Source organism: Streptomyces sp. NPDC101151 (genome assembly GCF_044768335.1).
Classification (GTDB): Bacteria; Actinomycetota; Actinomycetes; order Streptomycetales; family Streptomycetaceae; genus Streptomyces.
Genome location: NZ_JBIWPP010000014.1, coordinates 99,018 through 123,542, shown reverse-complemented (window position 1 = coordinate 123,542; position 24,525 = coordinate 99,018). Strand labels below are relative to the sequence as shown.

Sequence of the window (24,525 nt, the reverse complement as noted above, 5' to 3'; positions counted from 1 at the left end):
TGGGGGGCGTTGTCAGCCAATGTGACGCGCCCGCGCGGGCCGTCACCGAACGAGGGCGTACACGGATCGGTCGTGCGACGGAGGCGGACACCGGGGCATGTGCCCCGGGCAGGGAACGCCTCCCTTTCGCGGCGCAACGCTCGTGAGGACACCGGAACCCAGGAGAGCCGTGGCTGTCCGTCCGGCCCGGTGGCGGCGTACGGCCTTCGCCGGTGCGGTCCGTGACCGAGGGGCCGCGGGTGGAGCCGCTGCCACCTCCCAGGTACACGATCGCGAAGCAGCGGGACGGCCTCTCGGGGCCCAGGCGCGGGTCGGCCGAGATGTCGGACAGTCGCCTCGGCTCCCGCGTCCGGCCAGTCGACTGTCAGCCAAATCGCGGGCGCCGAGCGGGCGTTGAGGAACTCCAGGCCTCTTGTTCCGGTACTGCCGGGGTGATTAGGCTCCGGCTCGCTTTCGCACCTCGTACACATTTTCCACACATGGCGACCGAATCTTCGGTTCGTCACTCGCTGCCGTACGCACACACCGGTGACCTCCCACAGAGGGACCGTCAGCACATCCAGGGGGGTGGGGGACGTCGACGCGTCTCGATCGGCGCAGCGCGCGGACGGCGAGTCGTCCGAGCCCGTCGCCGCTCGCGTGCCACAGGCTGTCGGGTCCCGGGCGGGCAGCCGGCGTGACGTCGCCGTCCTGTGGTGCGTCAACGCCGTCGACGGACTCGGCAGCCAGGCCTCGGGGCTGGTCTTCCCGCTCCTGCTCCTGGACCTGGGCCACGGCCCGGGAACCGCGGGCGTGTTCGCCAGCACCGCGGCCCTCGCCGGTGTGCTTCTGGGACCACTCGTCGCCGTACCGGCCGACCGCGGGCACCGCCGGCGCCTCATGACCGGCGCGGCGGCGCTGGCAGCCCTGGCGATGGCCGGGCTGGCCGTGTCCTGCCTCCGGCAGCCGCCCCTGTGGGTCCTGCTGGGCCTGGCCTTCACCGAGCGCCTGTGCGCGACGGCGTACGAGGCGGCGGCGCGCGGTGCGCTGTACCGGCTGGCGGCCGCCGACGACGTGCCGCGCGCCGTCGCCGGCGTCCAGGCGGGCGATCAGACGGCGTTGGTGGTGGGACCGGCGCTGGGCGGCATGCTGTTCGGGTTGAGCCGATTCCTGCCGTTCGCCGTCGACGCGGTCTCCTACGCGGTGGCGGCCGTCGGCGTGCGGGCCATCCGTACGCCTCTGGACTCGCCCGTCGTTCCCGTCTCCTCTCCGTCCGACGTCCCCGCCGGACGGGCTCGTACCCTGCGGCAGGCGTCCTCGGGCGCCCGTGGCCTGTGGGCCGGCCTCGCCACGGTCGTCCACTCCCCCGTGCTACGGCTGGTGTTGCTGTGGTCGTCCGTGGCAAGCGGAATGCTGGCCCTGCTCTTCTACACCGCGGTGTTCGTTCTGGGCGCAGGCTCGGGCGGCGCCGCCACCGGAGGGGTGCTCGCGGCTTCCGGGGCGGCGGGCCTGATCGGTTCGCTGGTGGCGGCGCGGGTGGTCGGACGGCTCGGCGCCTCTCGGTCGCTGACGGCGGTCACCTGGCTGCTCCTCCTGCCGTGTGCCGCGCTGTCGGTGGCCGGCGGTCCGTGGCTGTGGGGGCTGTGCTTCTCCGCGTTGTGCCTGGTGCTGCCGGTGGTCACCGTCGTCCTGGGCGGGGCGGCCGTCCTCGCGGTACCTGAGGAACTGCAGTCCCGGACCGGGGCAGTACTCGGGTCCGCCACCGCCGTGACGGCCGCGGGGGCACCCGCCGCCGCGGCCGCCCTGGTGACCTGGGGCGGCCCCCGGGCTCCTGCCCTGGCCTGCGGCGCTGTCCTGACCCTGCTGGCCCTGCACACGCAGCGCACGGCCCGCACCGCGCTGCGGCCGGCCGTAGCTGCGGACGGCCACGAACACAGCAGCCCGGCCGGGTCGCCCCCAGGGGGCCGGCCATGACCAGTCCCTACCAGGTGTTCGTCGCCGCGCTCCCCGACGTGTGCCCGGCGGATCCGCGCCGCATGGTGTTCACCGCGGACTCCGGCGGCCGTTGTGAGATCTTCGCCTGGGACGCCGAGGCCCGCCGTGCCCGGCAGGTCACCGACAGCTCCGGCGGCACGGTTCATCGGGCGATCGACGCCGGCGGCTACGTGTGGTGGTTCGAGGAGGACGCGGCGGAGAGCGGCCGCTGGTGGTTTCAGCACTTCGACGGCGGTCCTCGACTGCCTGGTCTGCCCGGTGCGCCTGCCGGGCAGCCGCGCGGACTGGCCGTGACCGCGGACGGGGCGGTCTCCGCGGCTGTCGCCCAAGGGCGGCAGACCGTGGTGCTGATGGGCCGTCGCGGCCGGGCCCCGCGCGAGGTGCTGCGCACCTCCGGGCCGTGCCGACTGGGCGGGATCGCTCCGGACGGCACTCTGATCGCCCTGGCGTCGTCGGCCGACGACACGGCCGCGGTCACGGTCGTCACGCGGGACGGCCGCGCCGTCGCCACCCTGCCCGGCCCCGGCCGGCCCGGCACCGGGCTGTGGTGCCAGGGGTTCTCGCCCCGGGCCGGGCACCGCGAGCTGCTGCTGGTGCAGGACCTCGGGGACTGCTACGTCCCGGCCACCTGGACTCCGCAGGAGGGGCTGAACACCCACCACTGGTGCACCTTCGACACGGAGATCAACGCCCGCTGGTACCCGGGCACCCGGGAGGTGCTGGTGCGTCAGGACCGTCACGGGCGCTCCCTGCTGCACCGGGTGAACCTCGACACCCGGCGGCGGAAGATCGTGCCCACGCCGCCCGGCAGCCTGCTGGACGCCGCGCCCCGAAGCGGCGGAGCGGTCGACTGTCTGTGGACCGACACCGCGCACCCGCCCGTCCCGCACGCCGTGGACGGGGACGGCACCACCCTGCCGCCGCGAGGGCCCTCGACCGTCGTACCCGGCCGGCACACCGACCTGTGGACGCCCTCGGATGCGGGACGTGTGCACACCCTGCTCAGCCTTCCGGAGCCGGCGGGCAGCGCGCCGCCGCCCGCCGTCTTCCTGATCCACGGCGGACCGGCCGACCACGACCGCGACGCCTACGACGCCACCGTGCACTCGCTGGTGGCCTCCGGCTACGCGGTCGTCCGCGTCAACTACCGCGGTTCCACTGGCTACGGGCCGCACTGGCGGCGCGCGTTCCCCGCCGGGGTCGGCCACACCCAGGTGGCGGACCTGGCCGCGGTCCGTGCCGACCTCGTCTCCCGGGATCTGATCGCCGCTGACGCGGCCGCCCTGTGGGGGGTGTCCTGGGGCGCCTATCTGGTACTGCTCGCTCTCGGCTCCCGCCCCGGGCTCTGGCAGGCCGGCATCGCCGTCAAACCGGTCGCCGACTGGGTCGCCGCCCACCGCGCCACCACCCCGGCACTGCGCGGCCTTGACATCCGGCTGTTCGGCGGCACTCCGGACGAGGTGCCGGAACGTTACGCCAGCAGCTCGCCCCTCACCTACGCGGCGTCGGTCGCCGCACCGCTGCTGGTCGTCGGCGCGACCCACGACGCCAAATGCCCACCCGGACAGATCCGTTCCTACCTCGCCGCGCTGGCCGCCGCGGACGTACCGCACGAGGCCATGTGGCTCGACACCGGTCACGACGGCTACGACGGCGCGACGCATGTCGCCGTCCTGCGCAGGTCCCTCGGCTTCCTGCGTGCCCGACTGCCCGACCCGGCGCCCCGCGCCCCCGATCGTCCCCCGGCACCTGCGGGAGGACCCCGGTCCCGCTGAGGCAACAGCGGGACCGGGTGTGCACAGCACCACCCCACTCACAGAAGGAGGAACACCGTGCAGAAGGACATCATCCACAACGACCCGCTCGCGGGCGACGAGGAGAACCGCAAGCCGGGCATCGGCATCACCATCACCATCCCGTTCCGCAACGCCGACGAGGGCGGCGACGACGAGGAGTGAACAACAGCCCGGCCGGTCCGCTGAGCACGCGGGCCGGCCGGGCCCCCGTTCCTCCCGCCCGTCACCTCACGCCGTCCCTCAAGGAGCCGACCGTGCGCGTTCTCCTGCTCAATATGCCCTGGTCGCCCATCGACCTGCCCTCCCTGGCCCTGGGCATCCTCAAACGCAGCGTCGACGAGCGCGTCCCGGGCGCGACGTGCGAGGTGCTGCACGCCAACCTGGAGTTCACCGACTGGATCACCCGGCGCACCGAGTTCTCGGCGGAGGACTACGAGTACTACGCCCTGTCGTCCTACTTCCTCGGCTGCGGCGACTGGGTCTTCTCCAGTGCCCTGTACGACGATCCGGCCTGGAAGGACGCCGAGTTCACCGAGGTGATGACCGGCAAGCTCCGCTCCGCACGTATGCGCCTGACACGCCGACTGCACGAGGTCGTGCCGGAGTTCGTGGAAGAGATCGCACAGCGGGTGGCCGACCTCGCGCCCGACGTCGTGGGGCTGACGTCCACCTTCCAGCAGAACACCGCCGCCCTGGCCGCGGCCCGGCACATCAAGCGACTCGCCCCGCACATCGTGACGGTCATGGGAGGTGCCAACTGCGACGCCGAACAGGGGGCGGCCCTCCACCGCAACTTCCCGTTCGTCGACTTCGTGGTGCGCGGTGAGGGGGAGGACGCCTTCCCGCGCCTGCTCTCGGCGCTGCGGGACGGTTCGGAGGGCACCGCGTTCACCGGCATCCCGGGGCTGTGCCACCGCGCCGACGGCACCTCTTCCACCGCCAACCCGATGCCCACCGGCCCACTGCCCCCGGCGGCGATCCTGCCCCCGGACTACAGTGGCTACTTCGAACGCCTCGCCGGGTCCGTGGCGCGCAACTGGGTGGAGCCGAAACTGGTGGTCGAGGGGGCCCGCGGCTGCTGGTGGGGCGAGAAGCACCACTGCACGTTCTGCGGTCTGAACGGATCGTTCATGCAGTTCCGCAGCAAGAGTCCCGACACCTTCTACCAGGAGATCATGGACCTGGCGGAGCGCCACAAGGTCCTCGACATGTACGTCGTCGACAACATCCTCGACATGCGGTACCTGTCCACCGTGCTGCCCCGGATCATCGACAGCGGCTATGACCTGCGCATGCACATCGAGATCAAGGCGAACATGCGCCGCCCGCAGCTGCAGGTCCTCGCCGACGCCGGACTCATCTACGTGCAGCCGGGCATCGAGAGCCTCAACAGCCGGGTGCTCGACCTCATGGACAAGGGAGTCAGCGGCTGCCAGAACGTGCGCATGCTCCGGGACGCGGCCGAGACGGGACTCTCCGTGTCCTGGAACTACCTGCACGGCTTCCCCGGTGAGACCGCTGAGGACTACGACCCCGTGATCGGTCAGCTGCCGGCGCTGGAGCACCTCAACCCGCCGGTCGACCTGTCCGCCCGGATCGCCATCGAGCGCTTCAGTCCCTACTTCAAGCAGCCGGAACTGGGCTTCACCGGACTCCGGCCGGAGGAGCACTACCTGTTCACCTACGACCTGCCCGAGCGGGAACTGCACGACCTCGCCTACGTCTTCCAGGCGCCCGAGCGCGGCATCGGCAAGGAGACGGTGACCCGGCTGAACGACGGCATCGCCGCCTGGAAGAAGCACCACACCGACGCCAGGCTCACCCACACCGACCTGGGGGACGAGATCGTCCTGGTCAGCCGGCGGCACTCCTTCGACTGGCAGACCATGCGCCTGACCGACCCGTTCGCCGTCGCCGTCTTCCGTCTTCTGGACCAGCCGCACTCGCCTGCCGCCCTGCACCGCAAGGCCGCCGCCGTCCCCGACTTCGCCGACCGCACCCCCGAGGACGTGCAGGCCCTGCTGGACCGATGGACGGCGGCGGGAGTGACCTTCACCGACGCGGGCCACTACGTCCACATCGCGCCCGCCTCCGTCAACCAGGACCTCCTGCGCCTCGACTACATGAGCCACATACACGCCCGCCCCACGGCCGAACCGGCCGGGGAGCCCGTGCCGGCGGGCCGGGCCGAGCCGGCTCCCGCACTGCCCTGACCCCGCCCGAACCGCCGCCCCGACTCCGGCCACCGACAAGGACCGACCATGCCACCCAGCGCACCCAGCCCGGCCGTCCAGGCCTGGCGCGATCACGACACACAGGCCCGCACGCTGCCGGGCATGTCCCTGGGCCGCGTCCCGCTCAGCGCGGATCCCGGCGACGCCGAGCGGCTGTGGGCCATGGGCGCGCGACGCGCCGAACTGGACACCCCCGTGGACCTCGCCACGCCCGGACAGGCCGCCGCCCGGGCGGCGATCGACCGGCTCTGTCTGATCCGCGACCTGACGGCACGCGCCGTCCAGGTCGACTGGGATCTGCGCCTGCCCCCGGACCAGGCCGACCATCTGTGGAAGGTGCTGTCCCACCTGCACCCGCCGCGCACGCTGGCCGGCCTCGCCGACGCGGACACCGCCCTGCACGCCTGGCGAACCCGTCACTACCTCTGCAAACTGGTCTGGCGTCGCGGGCCGGGCTTCCTGCAGATCCGCGACCGACGCTGGGGCGATCTGCGCCGCTTCACCGCCGACGACGCCCGCTACCCGGAGGCCATCGCGCGACTCGACCGGGGCGCCCAGGCCGCGGACATCCCCGCCGACATCCTGGAGGAACTCACCACCGAGCACCTCGTCCTGCGCGCGGACGAACTGGCCTGGTGGCTGCCCTACCGCGTCTCCCGCTGGCTCCAGGAAGCCATGGCTGTCTAGGCGGTGTCCGGCCCGGACCCCCTGAGCAGGAAGAGCCGGAAGCAGCGGAGGACCATGCGGTGGCGGGCGTGATCACGACGCAGGTGCCTTCCGATCACCACCGTTCGCTGCGCGTGTGCGTGCAGGCGCGCGGCGTCAGTGGACCGAGGTGAAGTACGCCTTCGGGGTGATGGTGCGATCGGGCCGAGGTTATATGGGGTTATGGATCGGCTGCCCAGGGGTCTGCGGTCCTGGCACGGGCTGCGCACGGTCGCGGGCCAGGTCTTCATCCTGCAGGTTTTCGTCATCCTGGTCCTTGTGGCGGCGGCGGTCGCTGCCCTGCTGCTGCAGTCCCGGGCCGACGCCGAGCGCGAGGCCCGCAACCGCTCGCTGGCCGTGGCGTCGGCCGTCGCCTCGTCGCCCGCGGTGCGGCAGGGGCTGGCCGGACCGAACCCCCGCGCCGCGCTGCAGGGGCAGGCCGAGGAGACCCGCAGACGCTCCGGTGTGGACTTCGTCGTGGTGATGAGCCCCGACGGCATCCGCTACACCCATCCGAACCCCACACAGATCGGCCGGCACTACATCGGTGACATCGCGGCGGCCCAGCGCGGCGGAATCGTCACCGAGACGACGGCGGGGACGCTGGGTCGCTCGGTACGGACCGTCGTCCCCGTCACCGACCCCGGCGGAAAGGTCATCGGGCTTGTCTCGGCGGGCATCAGGGTGGATCGGGTGAGTGTGGCAGCCGATCGGCAGGTACCGCTCGTCCTGGTGGCGACCGGGCTGGTGCTCTCGGCCGCCACCGGGGGAACCGCACTGATCAGCCGGCGCCTGCGCCGTCAGACACACGGTCTCGGACCGGCGCAGATGACGCGTATGTACGAGCACCACGACGCCGTTCTGCACACGGTGAAGGAGGGCGTTCTCATCATCGACGCCCAGAGCCGTCTGCTCCTGGTCAATGACGAGGCACGCCGCCTGCTCCAGCTCGGCACCGCAGCAGAGGGCCGGCCTGTCGTAAGTCTTGAGCTCGAGCCGAGGGCGAAGGAGCTTCTCCTGTCCGGGAGGGCGACCACGGACCAGGTGATCAAGGTCGGCGACCGGCTGCTGGCCATCAGCCAACGCCCCATGGCGCAGCAGCCGGGACCGGGCGGCTCGGTCGCCACGCTGCGTGACACGACGGAACTCAGCGCGCTGATGGGTCGCGTGGAGGTCGTACAGGAACGGCTCAAGCTGCTGTACGACGCCGGAATACGCATCGGCACCACGCTTGATGTGACCCGCACGGCTGAGGAACTGGCCGAGTTCGCCGTGCCCAGGTTCGCCGACTACGTCACCGTCGACCTGGCCGACGCCGTACTGCGTGGTGACGAAGCGAACCTGCAGAGCGTGGCGGAACTGCGTCGTGTCGCCCTGCACGGCATCCGGGAGGGCACACCGCTGTATCCGGCCGGTGAGCTGATCCGTTTTGACCCCACCACACCGCAGGGATCCGGCTTCGGTTCCGGACAGCTGGTGCTGGAGGCCGAGATGGCGGCCTTCTCCGGCTGGCAGACGCAAGCCCCCGACCGAGCGCGGAGACTGGTCGCGTACGGCATCCATTCCATGATCGCTGCGCCGCTGCGGGCGCGCGGGGTGAGTCTCGGCGTGGCGACCTTCTGGCGCTCGAAGGAGCCCACGCCCTTCACTCAGGAAGATCTCGCGGTGGCGGAGGAGGTCGTGGCCCGCGCCGCGGTGAGTATCGACAACGCCCGTCGTTTCACCCGGGAGCACACGATGGCGGTCGCGCTGCAGCGCAGTCTGCTGCCCCACGCGCTCCCCGACCAGAGCGCGGTCGACGTGGCCCACCGCTATCTGCCGGCGGAGGCGGGGCTCGGTGGTGTCGGCGGTGACTGGTTCGACGTCATACCGCTGCCGGGAGCCCGCGTGGCCATCGTGGTGGGCGACGTGGTGGGCCATGGTCTGCACGCTGCCGCCACCATGGGGCAACTGCGCACCGCGGTCCACAACTTCTCCACGCTGGACCTGCCGCCCGACGAGCTGCTGTGGTGCCTGGACGAGCTGGTCAGCCGCATCGACCAGGACGTGGACGGCAGCAGCGAGACCCCGACCATCACGGGTGCCACCTGTGCGTACGCGATCTACGACCCGGTCTCCGGGCTGTGCACCATGGCCAGAGCCGGCCACCTGGACCCTCTCGTCGTGTACCCGGACGGGCATGCGGAGCCGGCCGGCGTACCGGCCGGTCCTCCGCTGGGGCTGGGCGGACTGCCTTATGAGAAGGCCGAGATACGGCTGCCCGAGAACAGCAGCATCGTGCTGTACACCGACGGCCTGATAGAGGACCGAGAGCGTGACATCGACGAGGGGATCGAGAGGTTGCGCCGCGCCGTCGCGCACTCCGGACAGACTCCGGAGGGGATGTGCCGTGCCGTGATGGAGGCCTTGCTGCCGGCGCCGGCGGCACCGCGCGACGATGTGGCTCTGCTGGTCGCTCGTACCCGGCTGCTCGACGGCGACCGCACCGCGTCCTGGGACGTGCCGTCCGACCCCTCGGCCGTCGCCGGTGTACGGGCGTGTGCCGGCAGGCTGCTGCACGACTGGGGCATGGACGAGGAGGCGTTCACTCTGGAACTGATTCTCAGCGAGCTGGTCACCAACGCCATCCGGTACGCGACCGGCCCCATCTGTGTGCGCCTGATCCGCGACCGCAGCCTCATCTGCGAAGTGTCCGACGGCAGCAGCGTGTCCCCGCACCTGCGCAGGGCCGCCACCATGGACGAGGGTGGCCGCGGACTCTTCCTGGTGGCCCAGTTCGCCGACCGGTGGGGCACTCGGTACACGTCCGAAGGAAAGGTCATCTGGACCGAACAACAGCTCCCCGCGCGGCCGTGACGACCGGTCAGGCAGTCTCGGTCAACCCGGCCGACTCCTGTCGTACCCTGCCCGCGCCTCGACGATCGCCGGAGCCATCCGTTCCGCCCACCGCCGTATCTCCTGCACGACCGGGCACATGGTCCCGCCCAGTGCCGTGAGTTCGTACTCCACGCGGACCGGCACCTCGGGGTAGACCCGGCGGGCGACGAGCCCGTCCCGCTCGAGGTCGCGGAGTGCTCTGGCCAGCACCTGCCCACTCACCCCGAGCCGGTTCTTCAAGTCGTTGAACCTGGTGGGGCCGCTTTCGAGTACGTGCGTGATGAGCACGGTCCACCGGCCGGCCAACCGCTCGACCGCCTCTCGCGTCGGGGTACCGATGCCGTAGGGCTCGTTCTCACGCCCAGATGCACTGCTCATTCCAACAACCCATTCCCGTCGATGATCCATGACGGTCACTCAATTGACTCCAAGTGACTTGGAAGTGACCTGGTGACAGTAAAGTTACTTACCCGATTAACTTGATGAAACTTCAAGTAACTCGTAGCGTTGATCTCGGCCGGCCCAATGACCCCCTCATCGGAAAAAGAGGACAGCCATGATCAATCGTCGTTCCATAATCCGCGGTGGCAGCGCAGCCGCGGTCGTCGGTGCCGGGGCTCTCGCTTTCAGTTCGGGCGGTGCCATGGCCGATACGGTCGGCGCGGCGAACCAGCCGCAGAACACCGCAGGAGCGAATGCCGGATCCGCCGCCGACGCCCCGGGTTTCCTGCCGCTGCCTGCGGACGCCAAGCCGCTGCCCGACAACGGAAAGGGCTACCGGCTGCAGCGCGCCGGAAAGAACGGCTACGTCGTCATCACCGGCTTTGTGCAGTCCGTCTTCGTCGTGACCCGCGAAGGTGTCGTGCTCGTCGACGCACCGCCCGCTTCCCGTGGAAAGCTCAAGGAGGCGATCGCCTCCGTCACCGACAAGCCGGTGACTCACTTCATCTACAGCCATTCCCATCTGGATCACGTGGGCGCGGTGACCGATTTCCCGGATGCCGTCCGTATCGCCCACGTCGACTGCGCCACCATTCTCGCCCTGCACAAGGACCCCGCGCGCCCGATGCCCCAGCGGATCCTGCACGGGAAGCACAACACCCTGCACATCGGAGGCGAGGAGATCCAGGTGATCTACCCGGGCGCGAACCATGAGGCCGGGAACATCCTCACCTACTTCCCCCGCCAGCGGCTCGCCGTCATGACCGACGTCGTCATGCCGGGCTGGGCCCCTTATCGCGGCTGGGGAAACGCGGACTACCTGCCCGGTATTCTCCTGGCCCACGACGCCATTCTCGAACTCGACTTCGACACGTACGTCGGCGGCCATGTCTACCGCACCGGCACGCGAGCCGATGTCGCGCAGTCGCGGGCCTTCTTCGTCGACTTCTGGAACACCACGAAGAAGAACATGGGAGCGATCTCCTTCACCGAGGCCGCCTCGGAGGTCGAATCGGCGAACGCCTGGGCCGCCCAGAAGGTCTGGATCGACCGCGTCGCCAAGGCCACACAGGCCGAACTCGTCAAGCGCTGGGGCTCTCGGATCGCGGCGGTCGACACCTTCACCGCCGACACCGCGGGTTCTGTCGTAGTGTCCATCTCCACCGACGCCACCATCAATTTCCCGTAGACCGCTTGATCCGATCGCCGGTCCGTTCGCAGCAGCCGGGGCGCACCACAGCGCCCCGGCTGCTGCCGTCGACGTCCGCCGGTGGCCGCCGCGTCGGCGGCCCCGGAAGTCACTCAGATCGGGAAGTGCGCGTGGCCGCGGGCCTGGGCGGTGACCCAGCGGGTGTCGGTGAACGCCTCGACACCGGCCTGGCCGCCGAAGCGGCCGTAGCCGGAGTCCTTCACGCCGCCGAAGGGGGCTTGGGGTTCGTCGGCGATGGACTGGTCGTTGATGTGGACGATTCCGGTGCGCAGACGTGAGGCCACGTCGAGACCCGCGGCCAGATCCTCGGTGATGACGCCGGCAGTCAGCCCGTAGGGAGTGTCATTGGCCAGGGCCACGGCTTCGTCCGCGCTGTCGACGACGTGTACGACGGTGACGGGACCGAACGTCTCGTCGTAATAGATCTTCATGGCCTTGGTGACCCCGGTGAGGACCACCGGGCGGATCAGGGTGTCCGGCCCCTCGGGCCTTCCGGTACCCGCCGCGAGGGTCGCGCCCTTGGCGACCGCGTCCTCGACCAGTGCCAGGATGCGCTGTGCGGCCCGGGAGTTGACGACCGGACCGACGGCGACGGTGGAGTCGGACGGATCGCCGCAGTTCAGCTCGGCCGCCCGGGCGGCCAGCTTCGCGGTGAACGCAGCGGCCAGGGAGCGGTGGACGATGAGGCGGTCGAGGCACATACAGATCTGGCCGGAGTTCATGAAGGAACCGAAGACGGCCGCGTCGACTGCGTATTCGAGATCCGCGTCCTCGAGGACCACGAGGGCGTTCTTGCCGCCGAGTTCGAGGATCGCGGGCTTGAGGTGCTGCGCGGCCTGCACTCCGATGGCACGTCCCACCTCGGTGGAACCGGTGAAGTTGACCATCCTTACGCGTTCGTCGGCGATGAGGGCGGAGACCACTTCGGCGGCGTCCGCACGGTCGTTGGTGATGACGTTGAGCACCCCTGCAGGCAGCCCGGCCTCGTGCAGGACGTCGGCGATGAGCAGACCGCACGCGACGGGCGCGTCCTCGCTGGGCTTCATCACGACGGTGTTGCCGACGGCGAGCGCCAGCGCGACCGCGCGGACGCCGAGGATGACCGGCGCGTTCCACGGTGAGATGGCGGCGACGACGCCCTTGGGAACGCGCACTTGGGCGGAGATCACTCCATCGGCGTCGGTGGCCAGCAGCTGTCCGGTGGGTCGGCTGACGGCCGCCGCCGCTTCCAGCAGGATGTCGGCGCCGAGGCGGGCGTTGAAGGCGGCCCAGGGGGCGGTGGCGCCCACTTCCGCTGCCATGATCCGCACGATGTCGTCGGTGCGTCCGGCCATCACCTCGGCCGCCCTGAGAAGGATCCGCCTGCGAGTGGCGGGCTTGGTCGCGGCCCAGCGCTCGAAGGCCGCGTCGGCGGCGTCCACCGCGCGGCGTACGTCCTGGACGGTGCCGGCGGCGACCTCCGTGTGGACGCCACCCGTCCAGGGGTTGGTGTCGGGGGTCGTACGGGCGGAGGAGGCGGGCACCTCGGCGCCGTTGATGATCAGACCGCGGGTGGTGGGCATGAGCTGCTCCAGGGGTGAGGTGGACGGGGCGGTCAAGTGGTGGCCGGACGGGCGGCGGCCGGTTTGGCGGCCCGCAGGGCGCGGTGGACCAGGCCCGCGAGGAGACCGGCGACGAGGGGTGAGAGCAGGTAGGTCCACAAATGCGCGTACTCGCCGGAGAGCAGCGCCGGACCGAAGGCACGGGCCGGATTGATGTTGGCGCCGGTGACCGTGCCGAGCGTGGCGATGACCAGGCCCACTCCGACGGCGATCACCGCGGGGATCAGGATGTGCCACCGGGGGCGGGCCATCACCACGGCGACGGCTGCGAGCACGGCGATCAGTGCCGCGGTCTCGATCAGGAAAAGCGCGGTCGTGCCGGTCCCGGGGGCGGGCGCCACCAGGGCGTAGTGCATGCGTGTGACGGGGTCGCCCCACACCAGGCGGGCCAGGGCGGGGCCGCCGACCGACCCGGCCAACTGCGCCGCGACGTAGGGCAGGACGGCGCGGCCGGGAAACAGGCCGTCGGCCCACAGGAAGACGGTCACACCGGGGTTGAAGTGACCGCCCGAGGCTCGGCCGGTCGGGGCGTACATGAGCGCGGCGAGCAGCAGCGCCACGACGGCGCCGGCCGTGCCGAGCATGAGATGGGGGTCGCTGATGGCCAGGGGCGAGTCCGGCAGGGCGAGCAGCCGCACCAGGCTGACCACGCCGAACATGAGCGCGGTCGTCGACAGGAATTCGTAGCCGCTGTGGCGGGCGAGGTCCGCACGGCTCGGGGCGGAAGAACTCATGGCTGTCCTCGGGGTCGGGGCCGGGCCGGTGATGTCCCGCACGGCCAGGCAACCTCACTTTTTTCGCTTAGTGAACTTTCGTTCGTTCGGCGCGAAACCAGAGTCTGCGGTGTCTGTGCTGCGCTGTCAACGCTCGGTAGCGTTCTCCTGTCAACGATCTCGACGAAGAGCACAGGAGCAGGGCCGGCGATGGCAGGACGCGCAAGGGCTACGACCGGTGGCGCCACGGAGGCAGGGCCAGGCGCGGAGGCTGAGGGCCCGCTCGCGCGGGGCCTGGCCGTGATGAAGGCCGTCGCGGACGCCGATGGGACGGTGCGCCTGGCGGACCTCGCCAGGTCGACGGGCCTGGCGCGCTCCGCTGTGGACCGACTGGCCGCGACCTTGGCCCACCTGGGCTGCCTGCGGGTGGCGGGCCGCGATCTCATGGCCGCCCCCCGGCTGATGGAGTTCGGCAACGCCTACCTGCGTGCCGCGGGTCTGCCCGACGAGGTCCAGTCCCGTCTGGACGCCCTCGCACGCACGCTGGACGAATCCGTGTCCCTGATCGCGACGGACGGCTGCGACATGCGCATCGTCGCCCGCGCGATCCCGCCGGAACGGGTGATCCCCCTGGGGTTCCGGGTCGGCGACCTGCTGCCCGCGGACCGCTGCGCAGCCGGTGCCGTACTCGCCGGCGCCTGGAACCACGATCAGCACGCGGCCTGGCGGGCGCACCACGCCACCGACCCTCTCGACGCCGGCTATCCGGCTCTCCCGCCACGCTTCCTGCGTCTCGGGCAGGAGGCGGCCGAGGCCGGGTTCGCCGCCTGGATCTCCGACGCGGCCGAGCAGGGCTGGGCCCTGGACGATCAGATCGCCGCTCCGGGCCTGGTCGCCCTGTCCCTTCCGGTTCCTGTGCCCGGCGCGGGTGGCGGGCCCCGGTATGCGGTGAGTGTCCTCGCTCACACCAGCCGGTTCAGTGCGGAGGCGCTACGTGCACACGCCCTGACACCTCTCACCGGAGCAGCTCGGGACATGGGCGACGCCCTCAGTGCCGACGGGCCTGCGGACAGAGACCTCTCACCGTCCCCCTATGCCGATGCCAAGACGGAACTGGGGCCTTCCTTCCTGCAGGCCCTGGCGCGTGGACTCGCCGTGCTCAGCGCGCTCGGAGGCGCGCGCGGCGGCCTCACCCTCAACGAAGCGGCACAGGCCAGTGGGCTGTCCTACCAGAGCACGCGCCGCAACCTGCTCACCCTGCTTCACCTGGGCTACGCCGAACAGCGCGGACGGTACCACCTTCCCGCCCCGCGCACCCTCGGCCTCGGCTACGCGCGGCTGTCGGGTCTCAGCCTGACCGACATCGCACATCCGCATCTGGCCGAACTCGCCGCCCGCGTCGGGGAGTCCGCCTCCGTCGCCGTCCTCGACGGGGCAGAGGTGCGCTATCTGGCCCGCTCCGCCACCCAGCAGGTCACCAGCGTGAGCATCCACCCGGGTGCCCGGCTGCCCGCCTACGCCACCTCCATGGGGCGCGTGCTGCTGGCCGACCTGACACACCCGCAGCAGGACCGTCTGCTCGCCGCACTGCCTCCACGGCCGCTCACCTCCTTCACCCGTACCTCACCGGTGGATCTCACCCAGGCCCTCTCCCAAGCACGGCAGGACGGTTACGCCCTCGTCGAACAGGAGCTGGAGCTGGGCCTTCGTTCGCTGGCGGTCCCCCTGCGCGACGCGCGAGGCTCGGCCGTCGCCGCCGTCAATCTCGCCCTGCACGCGGGGCCGGAGACTCCCGAGGAGTCACGCGCGCGTCTGCTGCCACAGCTGCTCACCACCGCCCGGGCAGTGGAAGCCGACATGGCCGCGGTCTTCGCGTTCCGGCCGGTGCGCAACGACTGATCCCGGCCGCTCGGTTCAGGTGCCGCAGCGGACGAGTCCGGCTTCCTGCTTGGCGGAGAGGATCCGCCGCACGCTCGCCTCGACGTGTGCCCGCAGGGCCGGTTGCCCGCTCATGGCGTTCAGCACCGCGGTCGTCATGGCAGGGATCCGGTCGGCGTTCACGGTCAGCACGAGGTCACCACCGGCGCGCAGGAACGCCAGTGCGCGCCGCCCCGGGGGTATGCGTTGCACCGCGGCCGCGTTCCCGAGGTCGTCGGACATGACGACCCCGTCGAATCCGAGGTCCTTGCGCAGCAGGTCGTCCATGACGACGGGTGAGAAGACCGCCTGGCGCTCAGGATCGATACGGGTGTACGTGGCCAGGGAGATCATGACGAACCGGGCGCCCGCCGCGATGCCCGCTCGAAAGACGGCGAGGTCGGGAGACTCACGGCTCAGCACGGTGTCGGTGACCTGCAACGTGGTGTCGGTGTTGGCACGGACACTGCCCAGGCCCGGGAAGTGCTTGAGGGTGGTCAGCACCCCCGCCTGACGGAATCCCTTGACGAATGCGGCGTTGTGGCCGCCAACTGCCTCGGCGGTGGACCCGAACTGACGGTCGTAGCGTCCGATGGGACCGTTGGCCCGGCCCATGTCCGTGGAGACGACATCCGCCACCGGGGCCAGGTCCAGGGTGATGCCGGCCCCGTGCAGTTCGGCCGCCCACAGGGCCGCCTGCTGACGCAACCGCTGCTCACTCCGGCCGCCCTGCGCGAGAGCGCTCGGGATGTCGGTGAAGCCGGGCCCGCGCAGTGGCTGCACCTGCCCGCCTTCCTGGTCGGCCGAGACCAGAGGGGCGACGCGGCTGTCACCGACGGCTTGCCCGAGCAGTCCGACACGGTGCGTCACGGCTCCGATCGCCGAAGCGCCCGAGGCACTCGGTCCCATCAGGATCACCGAGCCGACGTGGTGGCGGCGCAGTACGGCCAGGCTGTCCGCCTCGGCCTCTCCGGTCCCCGCCCGGACAGACACCCCTCCCACGAACAGCTGGCCCACCTTCTGCGCCGGTGACATCCGCGACCTGATCCGGTCCACGCAGGTCGACGCTTGGCCCTCCGAAACTTCGGAGGAACGCGCGGTGCTCCCTGCCCCCGCCGCCCCGGTCGCTCCGGGGCCGCGGGCGGCCGGCGCGCTTGCGCCACAGCCGGAGAGGATCACGACGCTCGCAGCTGCCAGAGCCACGGAACGCACGTGTACGGAGCCCGTCGCCCGTCCGTGCCTGCGCGTGGGAGCCGTTTCTCGCGGCATGGTGCCACCCCTCCGGTCGTTGTGCCCCGGAACTCGGCCGGGGCGTCGCCATCTCCAGGTGAGTGGCCCGAAGGTCGGAAATAGTTCGTGAGCAGCCGAGTGACGTGAGCCACGTCGACGTGAGCGAGGTCGTGAGGTTCACCCAACACGCCCGCGAGAGTGGTCAATCGGTGACGGTCGGCTCGTCCGCGGCGAGCCATGCACGGATGTGTTCCGAGTCGGCGCCGAGGTCCGGAGGCGGCATGCGGTAGGACACCGGTGTCCTGCTCAGCCGGAGCGGACTGGCGAGGGTGGCCACCGCATCGGTGCCCGGACGAGGGAGGGTGACCACCGGTTCCAGACCCAGTTCGGTCGCCAACCGGAATGCCGCCGGCAGGTCGTTGACCGGACCACACGCTATGCCGGCGGCGCTGAAGCGCCTGGTCCAGCCCTCGGCGGAGTCCCCTGCCAGCGCCTGTTCCAGGAGTGGGACGAGTTCCTGACGGTGCATGACCCGGGCGGAGTTGGTGACGAAGCGTTCGTCGGCAGCCAGTTCCGGGAGCCCCAACTCCGCTGTCAGGAGCCCGAACTGCCGGTCGTTGCCCACCGCGACAGCCAACGGGGCGTCCCGTGTGGCCAATGTCTCGTAGGGGGCGATGCTGGGGTGACGGTTTCCCATACGTGCGGGCACTCCGCCGCCGTTGATGAATCCTGCCCCCTGATTGACCAGGGACGACAACAGGCTGGACAGAAGGTTGACTTCGACCTCCTGCCCCTTCCCGTCCTGGTCGCGGCTGCGGAGTGCGGCGAGCACCCCGATGGCCGCGTGCAGTCCCGTCAGGACGTCGACGAGGGCCACGCCCGCCTTCGTCGCGGCTCCGTCGCTCTCGCCGGTGATGCTCATCAGCCCGCCGACGGCCTGCACCACGAAGTCGTAGCCGGGCAGGTCCGCTCCGGCCCCGGCACCGAAGCCCGAGATGGAGCAGTAGACCAGGCCCGGGTGAGCCTTGCACAAGGAGTCGTAGTCGAGTCCGTAGCGGGCCAGGCGGCCGGGTTGGAAGTTCTGCAGCAGGACATCGGCGCGCACCGCAAGTCGACGTGCGAGATCTCTGTCGCCGGCGTCGGCCAGATCCAGTGCGATGCTGCGCTTGTTGCGGTTGACGCTGCTGAAGTACGTGCTCATGGAGCCTATGTGGGGCGGCCCCCACTGCCGGGTGTCGTCGCCACTCCCAGGGCGCTCCACCTTGATCACGGTCGCCCCCAGATCGGCCAGGAACATGGAGCACAAGGGTCCGGCCAGCACCCTGGAGAAGTCGGCGACCAGGACTCCGGCCAGGGGACCGGTGGCTGTCTCGACGGGCGTCGGCGGTGTGCTCACTTGTCCTCCAGCTGATCGGTCGGAGCGAAGGGCTTGTCGGTGGAACCGACTGCCCCTACGATTTTATAAAATCTAAAGTATGTCGCCGGGCGGCTCAAGGGTGCCCGGACGGATGAAGGGCTTGCTGTGACCCAGCGCCGCGTTCCTGCCGCACCCCAGGGCCCCGCCGGCCGCAAGCACGCGGCCGTCACCGTGCAGCAGGCCACCCTCGCCTGGCTGCGCGACCGCATCGCGGCCGGGGAGTTCCGCCCCGGGGATCAGCTGCGCCAGGAGCATCTGGCGCAGGCGTTCGGGGTGAGCGTTCCCCCTGTCCGGGAGGCTCTCAAGACCCTTGAGGCGGAAGGCCACCTCGTCTACGCACCGCACCGCGGCTATTTCGTGGCCGCGCTCAGCTTCGACGAGCTGGCGGAGAACTACCGCATCCGCGAGCTGCTGGAGACCGAGGCGATCAGGCGTGCCGTCCCCGTCCTGGACGAGGAGGACATCAGTCGCATGCGGGACGCCGTCGCGGACATGGAACGTGCCCACGACGACACGGACATCCTCGATCTGACCGGTGCCAACCGCCGGTTCCACTTCGCCCTCTTCGACGCCGCGGGCATGCCTCGCATGGCCGACATCATCCGCATGCTGTGGGAAGCCACCGACCGCTACCGTTCGCTGTACTTCGCCACCCATGAGCACCGCTGCCGCGTCAACGACGAGCACCGGGACATCCTCGCGGCCGTGTCCGCGCAGGACACGGAAACCGCCGTGCGGTTGCTGGACCACCATCGCGACCACGCCCTGCAGGCCCTCCGGACCGCTCTCCCGGGCACGGACGCCGGCGCCCCCGACGCCTGAACACCTCGCTGCACCGTCTACCCCCCGATTGTCACCCTCATGTGAGGAGCCTCGCTCGCCATGCACCAGACCGATGTCACCGCCCTCATCGACTTCGACAGCCTCCTCAGCGAGGAGGAGCGTCTCATCCAGCGCACCGTGCGCGAGTTCGTCACGGAGCGCGTCCGGCCGCACGTCTCCGCCTGGTTCGAGGAGGGTGTCTCCCCGCGCGAACTCGCCGTCGAGATGGGCGCGCTGGGGCTGCTCGGCATGCATCTGCAGGGTTACGGCTGCGCCGGCACCACCGCCGTCGCCTACGGCCTGGCCTGCCTGGAACTGGAGGCCGGCGACAGCGGGCTGCGCAGCTTCGTCTCCGTGCAGGGATCACTGGCGATGTACTCCATCCACGCCTACGGCTCCGAGGAACAGAAGCAGCAGTGGCTTCCCCGACTCGCCTCCGGTCAGGCGATCGGCTGCTTCGGCCTCACCGAACCGGACTTCGGATCCAACCCCGCCGGCATGCGCACGCGCGCCGAACGGCACGGCGACGACTGGGTGCTGAACGGCTCCAAGATGTGGATCACCAACGGAAGCCTCGCGGACGTGGCCACCGTCTGGGCACGTACCGAGGACGGAATACGCGGTTTTCTGGTGCCACGCGGAACCAAGGGCTTCACCAGCACCGATGTCCATCAGAAGCTGTCTCTGCGCGCCTCTACGACGTCTGCGCTCTCGTTCGACGACGTACGCCTGCCGGCCTCGGCGATGCTGCCCCACGCCCGTGGTCTGTCCGGTCCGCTGGGGTGCCTCGACGAGGCCCGCTTCGGCATCGTCTTCGGTGCCATGGGTGCGGCCCGTGACTGTCTCGAGACGACCCTCGAGTACGCGGCCACGCGCGTCCAGTTCGACCGGCCGATCGCGGGATTCCAGCTGACCCAGGCCAAGCTCGCCGACATGTCCGTGGAGCTGTACAAGGGACTGCTGCTCGCCCTGCACCTCGGTCGCCTCAAGGACGCCGGTTCGATCGTGCCGGAACAGATCAGTGTGGGGAAGCTCAACAACGTCCGGGAGGCCATCACCATCGCGCGCACCTGCCGCACGATCCTGGGTGGCTCGGGCATCACGCTGGAGTACCCGGTCCTGCGCCACGCCAACAATCTGGAGTCGGTCCTCACCTACGAGGGCACCAGCGAGGTGCACCAGCTCGCTGTGGGCCGAGCGCTCACCGGCATGTCCGCCTACCAGTGACACCACTGGCGGCAGCCCCGACCGGGCGGGGCGAACTGCTACCGGCTGTCGGACAACGGCGGTCCCCAAGCGCGCCTCGCTGCCGGGTCCGTCTCCCAGCAGAAGGCGAGGGCCACCCCCTCAGCGCTGCTCAGGGGCTGACACCGGCGCCAGGATCCGGTGCCTGGTGGCCCGCCGGCGCCCACCCGTCCGCCGCTGCATCAGCGATCCCGAGGTGACGACGAGACAGCCGGCGGGGCTCGGCCGGCTGAACCATCCGTCGACCGCGTTCCATGCCTGCATCTCCGGCACGGGGCTGCGGATCGTGAATGCTCCGGTGTCAACGCCTTGACCGGGCCGTCGCCGTGGCCAGGGCGGCGAGTCGACGGCCGCGCCGGCCGGCGGGTGCCAGGTGAGGTGCTGCGTCCAGTGGGTACGGTGTGAGCGGCCGGGGAGGGAACCGGCGGCACGGCCGAGGGCGTGGCCGAGAACGACGTCCATGTCGAGGGCCACCCTTGCCATGTGCGCGGTGTACGCGTCGGCAGCGGCCTTGAGGGCGGACGTGTGACCGGGCCACGGGTCGATGTCCTTGTCCGGGGGTACCGGCACTTCCGGAGGCTGTCCGGCAGGCACTCCTGTCCCAGACCGCGTCGGGCGGACCGCAGAGGGCCCGTCCCTGGCCACGAAGGGTCTCTTCCAGTTCGCCCGGTACACCATGGCCGGTGAGGAGGAAGAGGCCCGACGTCCGCAGCACCTGGTCCAGCGGCGCAGCGACCGCCTCACGTCGTGCCTGCACAACGGATCGCCGGACGCCGAGATCGATGACGGGGATGGCGCTGTTCACTCGGGCTCCGTGCGATGTGCGGGAAGACGCCTCTCCGGGGCGGACTCACGAGGGGAGTGCGCCGATGGTGCCGTGGAAGTCGCGCAGCGAGAACGCCGCGAGCGGCCGCCGGCGGGCCAGATAGTCCAGCGGGCCGGCCGGGGCGGCCCTGAGCCGGGCCTGACCCCACCGCACCTGGCCTTCCAACCGCACGGGAATGCCGGATGTTCTCTCCGGGCTGTCCGGAGAGTGCTGTTGGAGCAACCGAGTGCGCAGGCGACGGCGGCCGGGCAGACGCAGTCGTTCGCGGTGAATCGCGAACACGCCCTCGTCGGCATTGTCCTCGTCGGGAGTTCCGGGCCACAGCCGCGCACGGACGCCGGGGCGTCGCACGCTGCCACCGCCGTCGTGGGCCGTCAGCGTGCTGCCGACGAGCAGCAGATCTCCGCGCCGCTCCGGAACGCCCCACACGGCCCGGCCACCGGTCAGCGACTGCGCGTTGTCTCCCCACGCTTCGACCAGGCACAGGCCCGAGGTGCTGTCGTCACATACCCGCAGCAGGACGAGCAGTTCACGTCCGACCGAGCGACCGGCTCTTCGGAAGTCGACCCAGCACGTCATCACACGGCACCACTCCCCCGCTTGCAGCGGCCGCACCCCGGCGGGCACGGGCCACGCCGGCAGTGCTCTCTCCCGCAACCTCCAGACAGCGACGAACATGTCGCCTGCCACATGCCACGGCTGCGGCGGAAATACGTCGGTCACTCAGCTGCCTCTCGATACTTCGCGCACCGTACCCCAGAGTGAGTCAACGGCACCCATGTTCACAGACGTTGGGTGGGTTGAAGTCACCCAACGTCTGGACGTGCGCCTCCGGAAGGAGACTCAACCAGTGAGTACGCCTCGCCCGCTCGCGGCGATCTCCGTTTCGCCCGCAGCCTCGTCGTGCCGGCGGCCGGCCGGGCTGTAGATGAGTCCCAGGTGTGCTCCGTAAACCCAGTGCCACAGGAACACCCCGGTGATGTACTTCCAGCCGAATCCCAGGCTGAGGAACCCCGGGTGCAGGCCACGGGCGGGGGCGAAGACGAACGGCGTCATGAAACTGATGCTGATGCAGGCGAGGAGAGTGCCGAACAGCAGGCCCTTGGCAAGGTTGCCGCCCACCGTGCTTCGCCATCGCAGGGCGGGATGCAGCGCGCAGGCGAAGATCACGGCGAACACGAGGCCGTCGACGTAGTGGGACAGACCTCCCACAAGAAACTTCTGCAGGGGGGTGCCGAAGGGGATGAAGACCCACCCTTGCGAGGTGTTCCAGTCGAGTCTCATCATCCCCACCCCTCCGAGCCAGAAGCCGAAGACCGTGGCGAGATGGGTTGCCACCAGACCGGCGAGCAGGGCGGCCGCGACTCTGTGGTGCGTGGCCCAGCGCCGCCACCAGGAAGGTTGCTCCGCTGTATAGGACATGGCGACTCCGTTGGACGAGGTGTACCTGATACGCACGGCCGGAGATCCACTGCGTGAGCGCTCAGCGCACGTCACCGATGACTGCTGTCCACGTAGTGAACTTCTCTTCGGCCTGCGGACGGCAGTCTGTAGTCACCTCGTTGGCATGTCAAGCCTCGGGGCGAGGGGCGGCCCGTCGATTCCCTGCGATCCCCACTTGGCAACTGACCGAACGATGTGGAAAGTTGAGTGCCACCAGCACGGCACGCCGACTGCGGAGTGGGCGAGGATTCCCTCCGCCCGGCAAGGTCGAGGTGAGCGCGGGCGAGGCGCTCACCTGGTCGTATGTAGCGTGGCGCCGGATGGACACCGGCCACCCGAGGCGCTCCGGTGTTCCCCTGCGCCCAACGCCCGCGCCTCGGTCCTGACGTGGCGCTTCCGAGTAAGTCAACGACCGCTCACCCCTGGGCCCGGCCATGGACAGGGCAGTGATGCGCTACCTTAGGAGAACGTTGGTTCTCGCTGAAGGGTTCCGGCCATGAAACATGGAGCAGATCTCGGCATGCTCCGCACCTTCCTGTGCGTCTACCGATGTGGAGGCGTTGCCAAAGCCGCAGGTCTGCTCGGGCTGTCCCAGCCCGCCGTCTCACGTCACCTGAAGACGCTGGAAGGCGTCATGGGGCGGACACTGTTCGACCGACTCGGACGCGGGGTCGCACCGACGCAGGCAGGAGATCTCCTCGCCGCTCAGATCGCAACTCACCTGGATGCCCTGGAGGACGCGGTCGACGCGCTGGCCCCCGTCAGCGACACGGCCCCGGTGCTGCTGGGGGCACCGAGCGATCTGCTCTCGGTCCACGTCCTGCCCAAGCTCGCTCCTCTGCTGGCTCGGGGCGTCGACGTGCACTGCCGTATCGGCCTGTCTCCCGAGCTCGCCCAGGTACTCCTGAAGGACGAGTTGGACCTCGTCGTGGTGACCAAGATCGAGCAGGCTCCCACAAGACAGCTTCATCTCAGGCATCTGTGTGAGGAGGAGTTCGTTCTGGTGGGCCGGGCCGGAGAGGCGCCGTACACGCCGGAGAACGACACTCGGCGTTTCATCGGGTACTCCCCGGCCATGCCGATGGCCCGGCGCTACTTCCGCACATGCTGGGGCATCCAGCCGCCGTCGCCCGGCCTGACGGTCGCCGATCTGCGCACCATGGTGGCCGCCGTCGCCGCGGGCGCCGGGCTCAGTGTCGTCCCCCGTTATCTCGCGCAGGAGGCCTTGGACGCCGGCAGGCTGAGTGTGCTGCACACTCCGGTCACCCCCGTGAGCAACTCGATATACCTGGCCGCGCGCCGGGGACGGGAGCATCTGCCGCAGATCAGCGCAGCCTTCGAGTTGCTCTGCCGGGCGGCCTGAGCAACGCGTGCGCGCGAGATGGTCACTGCAGGCCGGCGCGCGCCGACGGCAGCGGAGCCACGGCCGCTGCGGGTGCCGCTGCGCCCTGGGCGACGTGCCGGAGGTACGCGAGTTGCCTGCCCGAGGGCACACACGGACAAGCCCCCCGCGCAACCGTCGCGGGGGGCTTCGTCGTCTGCTCCGGCCGTCACCGGGGACGCGAGCCGTACGAAGTCAGGGGCGGCACGCCATGGGGGGCGCCCCTGGACTGCGCCCAGGCGTGGCACCCTCACGCGCGAATACGGGCTGCGTCCTGGTCCATACCCGCGTGCGCGTGAGGTCACCACCTACGTGATCAGCCACGTACCGTAGTCAAGTGTGCTGAACCGACCTGTTACCAGGCCTTGTTGTTGCAGCCCATGGACGAGCCGATGTGGGTGTTCTGCGCACCCGGGTCGCCCTCGCCGTTGAGCGCGCTTCCCAGTGCGCCATTGATAAGGCCGACCTCACCGAGGATGTCGAGGTTCAGGTCGTGCGACTTGCAGTTGGAGCTCTGCTGAACGCCCCAGTCGCCCCCCTTGTCGCCGCCCCGGAAGCCCGCGGCATTGGCGGTGCCGGCGGTCATGAGCCCGACGCTGCCGAGGGCCGCGACCAGGACGGCGGCGTTGCGAAGCTTGTGCATGTCATCTCCATGAAGTGCGTGTGGATGCTGTCTGCCACAGATCGACCTCT

20 protein-coding genes and 1 pseudogene are annotated in these 24,525 nt (G+C 70.3%); 11 read left to right on the top strand and 10 right to left on the bottom strand.

Annotated elements, in window-relative coordinates; translation table 11 throughout:
- The first annotated feature begins 567 nt into the window (after positions 1-567).
- The 6 genes from ACIRU3_RS25235 to ACIRU3_RS25210 all read left to right on the top strand — a co-directional run bounded on the left by ACIRU3_RS25235 (position 568) and on the right by ACIRU3_RS25210 (position 9,565).
- Positions 568-1,953, top strand: coding sequence for an MFS transporter (locus ACIRU3_RS25235; RefSeq protein WP_404060228.1), 1,386 nt, complete (start codon positions 568-570; stop codon positions 1,951-1,953).
- Positions 1,950-3,749: a S9 family peptidase gene (locus ACIRU3_RS25230; RefSeq protein ID WP_404060226.1), complete on the top strand. Its 1,800-nt coding sequence runs from the start codon at positions 1,950-1,952 to the stop codon at positions 3,747-3,749. Before ACIRU3_RS25235 ends, ACIRU3_RS25230 begins: the two co-directional genes overlap by 4 nt.
- 57 nt (positions 3,750-3,806) lie before the next feature.
- Positions 3,807-3,932 carry a hypothetical protein gene (locus tag ACIRU3_RS25225; protein WP_257785090.1) on the top strand — a complete coding sequence of 42 codons (126 nt, stop codon included), beginning with the start codon at positions 3,807-3,809 and terminating at the stop codon, positions 3,930-3,932.
- 92 nt (positions 3,933-4,024) lie between these two features.
- Positions 4,025-5,983 carry a RiPP maturation radical SAM C-methyltransferase gene (locus ACIRU3_RS25220; RefSeq protein WP_404060222.1) on the top strand — a complete coding sequence of 653 codons (1,959 nt, stop codon included), beginning with the start codon at positions 4,025-4,027 and terminating at the stop codon, positions 5,981-5,983.
- 48 nt (positions 5,984-6,031) lie between these two features.
- The gene (locus tag ACIRU3_RS25215) at positions 6,032-6,691 is read left to right on the top strand and encodes a DUF5825 family protein (RefSeq protein ID WP_404060220.1); all 660 of its coding nucleotides are present in this window, start codon (positions 6,032-6,034) and stop codon (positions 6,689-6,691) included.
- A gap of 201 nt (positions 6,692-6,892) precedes the next feature.
- Positions 6,893-9,565, top strand: coding sequence for a SpoIIE family protein phosphatase (locus ACIRU3_RS25210; RefSeq protein WP_404060218.1), 2,673 nt, complete (start codon positions 6,893-6,895; stop codon positions 9,563-9,565).
- Between the two features lie 21 nt (positions 9,566-9,586).
- Here ACIRU3_RS25210 and ACIRU3_RS25205 read toward each other — a convergent pair whose 3' ends face one another.
- Positions 9,587-9,964: a winged helix-turn-helix transcriptional regulator gene (locus ACIRU3_RS25205; RefSeq protein WP_404060216.1), complete on the bottom strand. Its 378-nt coding sequence runs from the start codon at positions 9,962-9,964 to the stop codon at positions 9,587-9,589.
- 265 nt (positions 9,965-10,229) lie between these two features.
- Between ACIRU3_RS25205 and ACIRU3_RS25200 the strand changes: the two genes are divergently transcribed.
- Positions 10,230-11,216, top strand: a complete 987-nt coding sequence (locus tag ACIRU3_RS25200; protein ID WP_404060214.1) for an MBL fold metallo-hydrolase — start codon at positions 10,230-10,232, stop codon at positions 11,214-11,216.
- Between the two features lie 113 nt (positions 11,217-11,329).
- Here the strand turns inward: ACIRU3_RS25200 and ACIRU3_RS25195 are convergent, their stop codons facing one another.
- Both ACIRU3_RS25195 and ACIRU3_RS25190 read right to left on the bottom strand, forming a co-directional pair.
- Positions 11,330-12,799: an aldehyde dehydrogenase family protein gene (locus tag ACIRU3_RS25195; protein WP_404060212.1), complete on the bottom strand. Its 1,470-nt coding sequence runs from the start codon at positions 12,797-12,799 to the stop codon at positions 11,330-11,332.
- 32 nt (positions 12,800-12,831) lie between these two features.
- Positions 12,832-13,572 (bottom strand): aquaporin, encoded by a 741-nt coding sequence (locus ACIRU3_RS25190; protein WP_404060209.1) that lies wholly within the window; start codon positions 13,570-13,572, stop codon positions 12,832-12,834.
- Between the two features lie 189 nt (positions 13,573-13,761).
- Between ACIRU3_RS25190 and ACIRU3_RS25185 the strand changes: the two genes are divergently transcribed.
- Positions 13,762-15,450 (top strand): IclR family transcriptional regulator C-terminal domain-containing protein, encoded by a 1,689-nt coding sequence (locus tag ACIRU3_RS25185; RefSeq protein ID WP_404060206.1) that lies wholly within the window; start codon positions 13,762-13,764, stop codon positions 15,448-15,450.
- A gap of 15 nt (positions 15,451-15,465) precedes the next feature.
- Here the strand turns inward: ACIRU3_RS25185 and ACIRU3_RS25180 are convergent, their stop codons facing one another.
- Both ACIRU3_RS25180 and ACIRU3_RS25175 read right to left on the bottom strand, forming a co-directional pair.
- Positions 15,466-16,503: a glycoside hydrolase family 3 N-terminal domain-containing protein gene (locus ACIRU3_RS25180; RefSeq protein WP_404060424.1), complete on the bottom strand. Its 1,038-nt coding sequence runs from the start codon at positions 16,501-16,503 to the stop codon at positions 15,466-15,468.
- A gap of 397 nt (positions 16,504-16,900) precedes the next feature.
- A complete protein-coding gene (locus tag ACIRU3_RS25175; RefSeq protein WP_404060203.1) occupies positions 16,901-18,094 on the bottom strand; it encodes a CaiB/BaiF CoA transferase family protein in 1,194 nt (397 codons plus the stop codon).
- 126 nt (positions 18,095-18,220) lie between these two features.
- Here ACIRU3_RS25175 and ACIRU3_RS25170 point away from each other — a divergent pair, with 126 nt between their 5' ends.
- Both ACIRU3_RS25170 and ACIRU3_RS25165 read left to right on the top strand, forming a co-directional pair.
- Positions 18,221-18,937 (top strand): GntR family transcriptional regulator, encoded by a 717-nt coding sequence (locus ACIRU3_RS25170; RefSeq protein WP_404060200.1) that lies wholly within the window; start codon positions 18,221-18,223, stop codon positions 18,935-18,937.
- Between the two features lie 60 nt (positions 18,938-18,997).
- Complete coding sequence (locus tag ACIRU3_RS25165) at positions 18,998-20,164, top strand: acyl-CoA dehydrogenase family protein (RefSeq protein ID WP_404060197.1); 1,167 nt, start codon at positions 18,998-19,000, stop codon at positions 20,162-20,164.
- A 120-nt stretch (positions 20,165-20,284) separates the two neighbouring features.
- Here the strand turns inward: ACIRU3_RS25165 and ACIRU3_RS25160 are convergent, their stop codons facing one another.
- The 4 genes and pseudogenes from ACIRU3_RS25160 to ACIRU3_RS25145 all read right to left on the bottom strand — a co-directional run bounded on the left by ACIRU3_RS25160 (position 20,285) and on the right by ACIRU3_RS25145 (position 22,430).
- Complete coding sequence (locus tag ACIRU3_RS25160) at positions 20,285-20,752, bottom strand: hypothetical protein (RefSeq protein ID WP_404060433.1); 468 nt, start codon at positions 20,750-20,752, stop codon at positions 20,285-20,287.
- Positions 20,753-20,807: 55 nt separating this feature from the next.
- Positions 20,808-20,987: pseudogene (locus ACIRU3_RS25155) on the bottom strand (2-oxoglutarate and iron-dependent oxygenase domain-containing protein); the annotation flags it as partial.
- A 45-nt stretch (positions 20,988-21,032) separates the two neighbouring features.
- On the bottom strand, positions 21,033-21,587 hold the full coding sequence (locus ACIRU3_RS25150) for a hypothetical protein (protein ID WP_404060194.1): 555 nt from the start codon (positions 21,585-21,587) through the stop codon (positions 21,033-21,035).
- Between the two features lie 264 nt (positions 21,588-21,851).
- A complete protein-coding gene (locus tag ACIRU3_RS25145) occupies positions 21,852-22,430 on the bottom strand; it encodes a hypothetical protein (RefSeq protein WP_404060192.1) in 579 nt (192 codons plus the stop codon).
- Positions 22,431-22,947: 517 nt separating this feature from the next.
- Here ACIRU3_RS25145 and ACIRU3_RS25140 point away from each other — a divergent pair.
- A complete protein-coding gene (locus ACIRU3_RS25140) occupies positions 22,948-23,814 on the top strand; it encodes a LysR family transcriptional regulator (RefSeq protein WP_404060189.1) in 867 nt (288 codons plus the stop codon).
- A 373-nt stretch (positions 23,815-24,187) separates the two neighbouring features.
- Here the strand turns inward: ACIRU3_RS25140 and ACIRU3_RS25135 are convergent, their stop codons facing one another.
- Positions 24,188-24,475, bottom strand: coding sequence for a hypothetical protein (locus ACIRU3_RS25135; protein WP_404060186.1), 288 nt, complete (start codon positions 24,473-24,475; stop codon positions 24,188-24,190).
- Positions 24,476-24,525 lie beyond the last annotated feature (50 nt).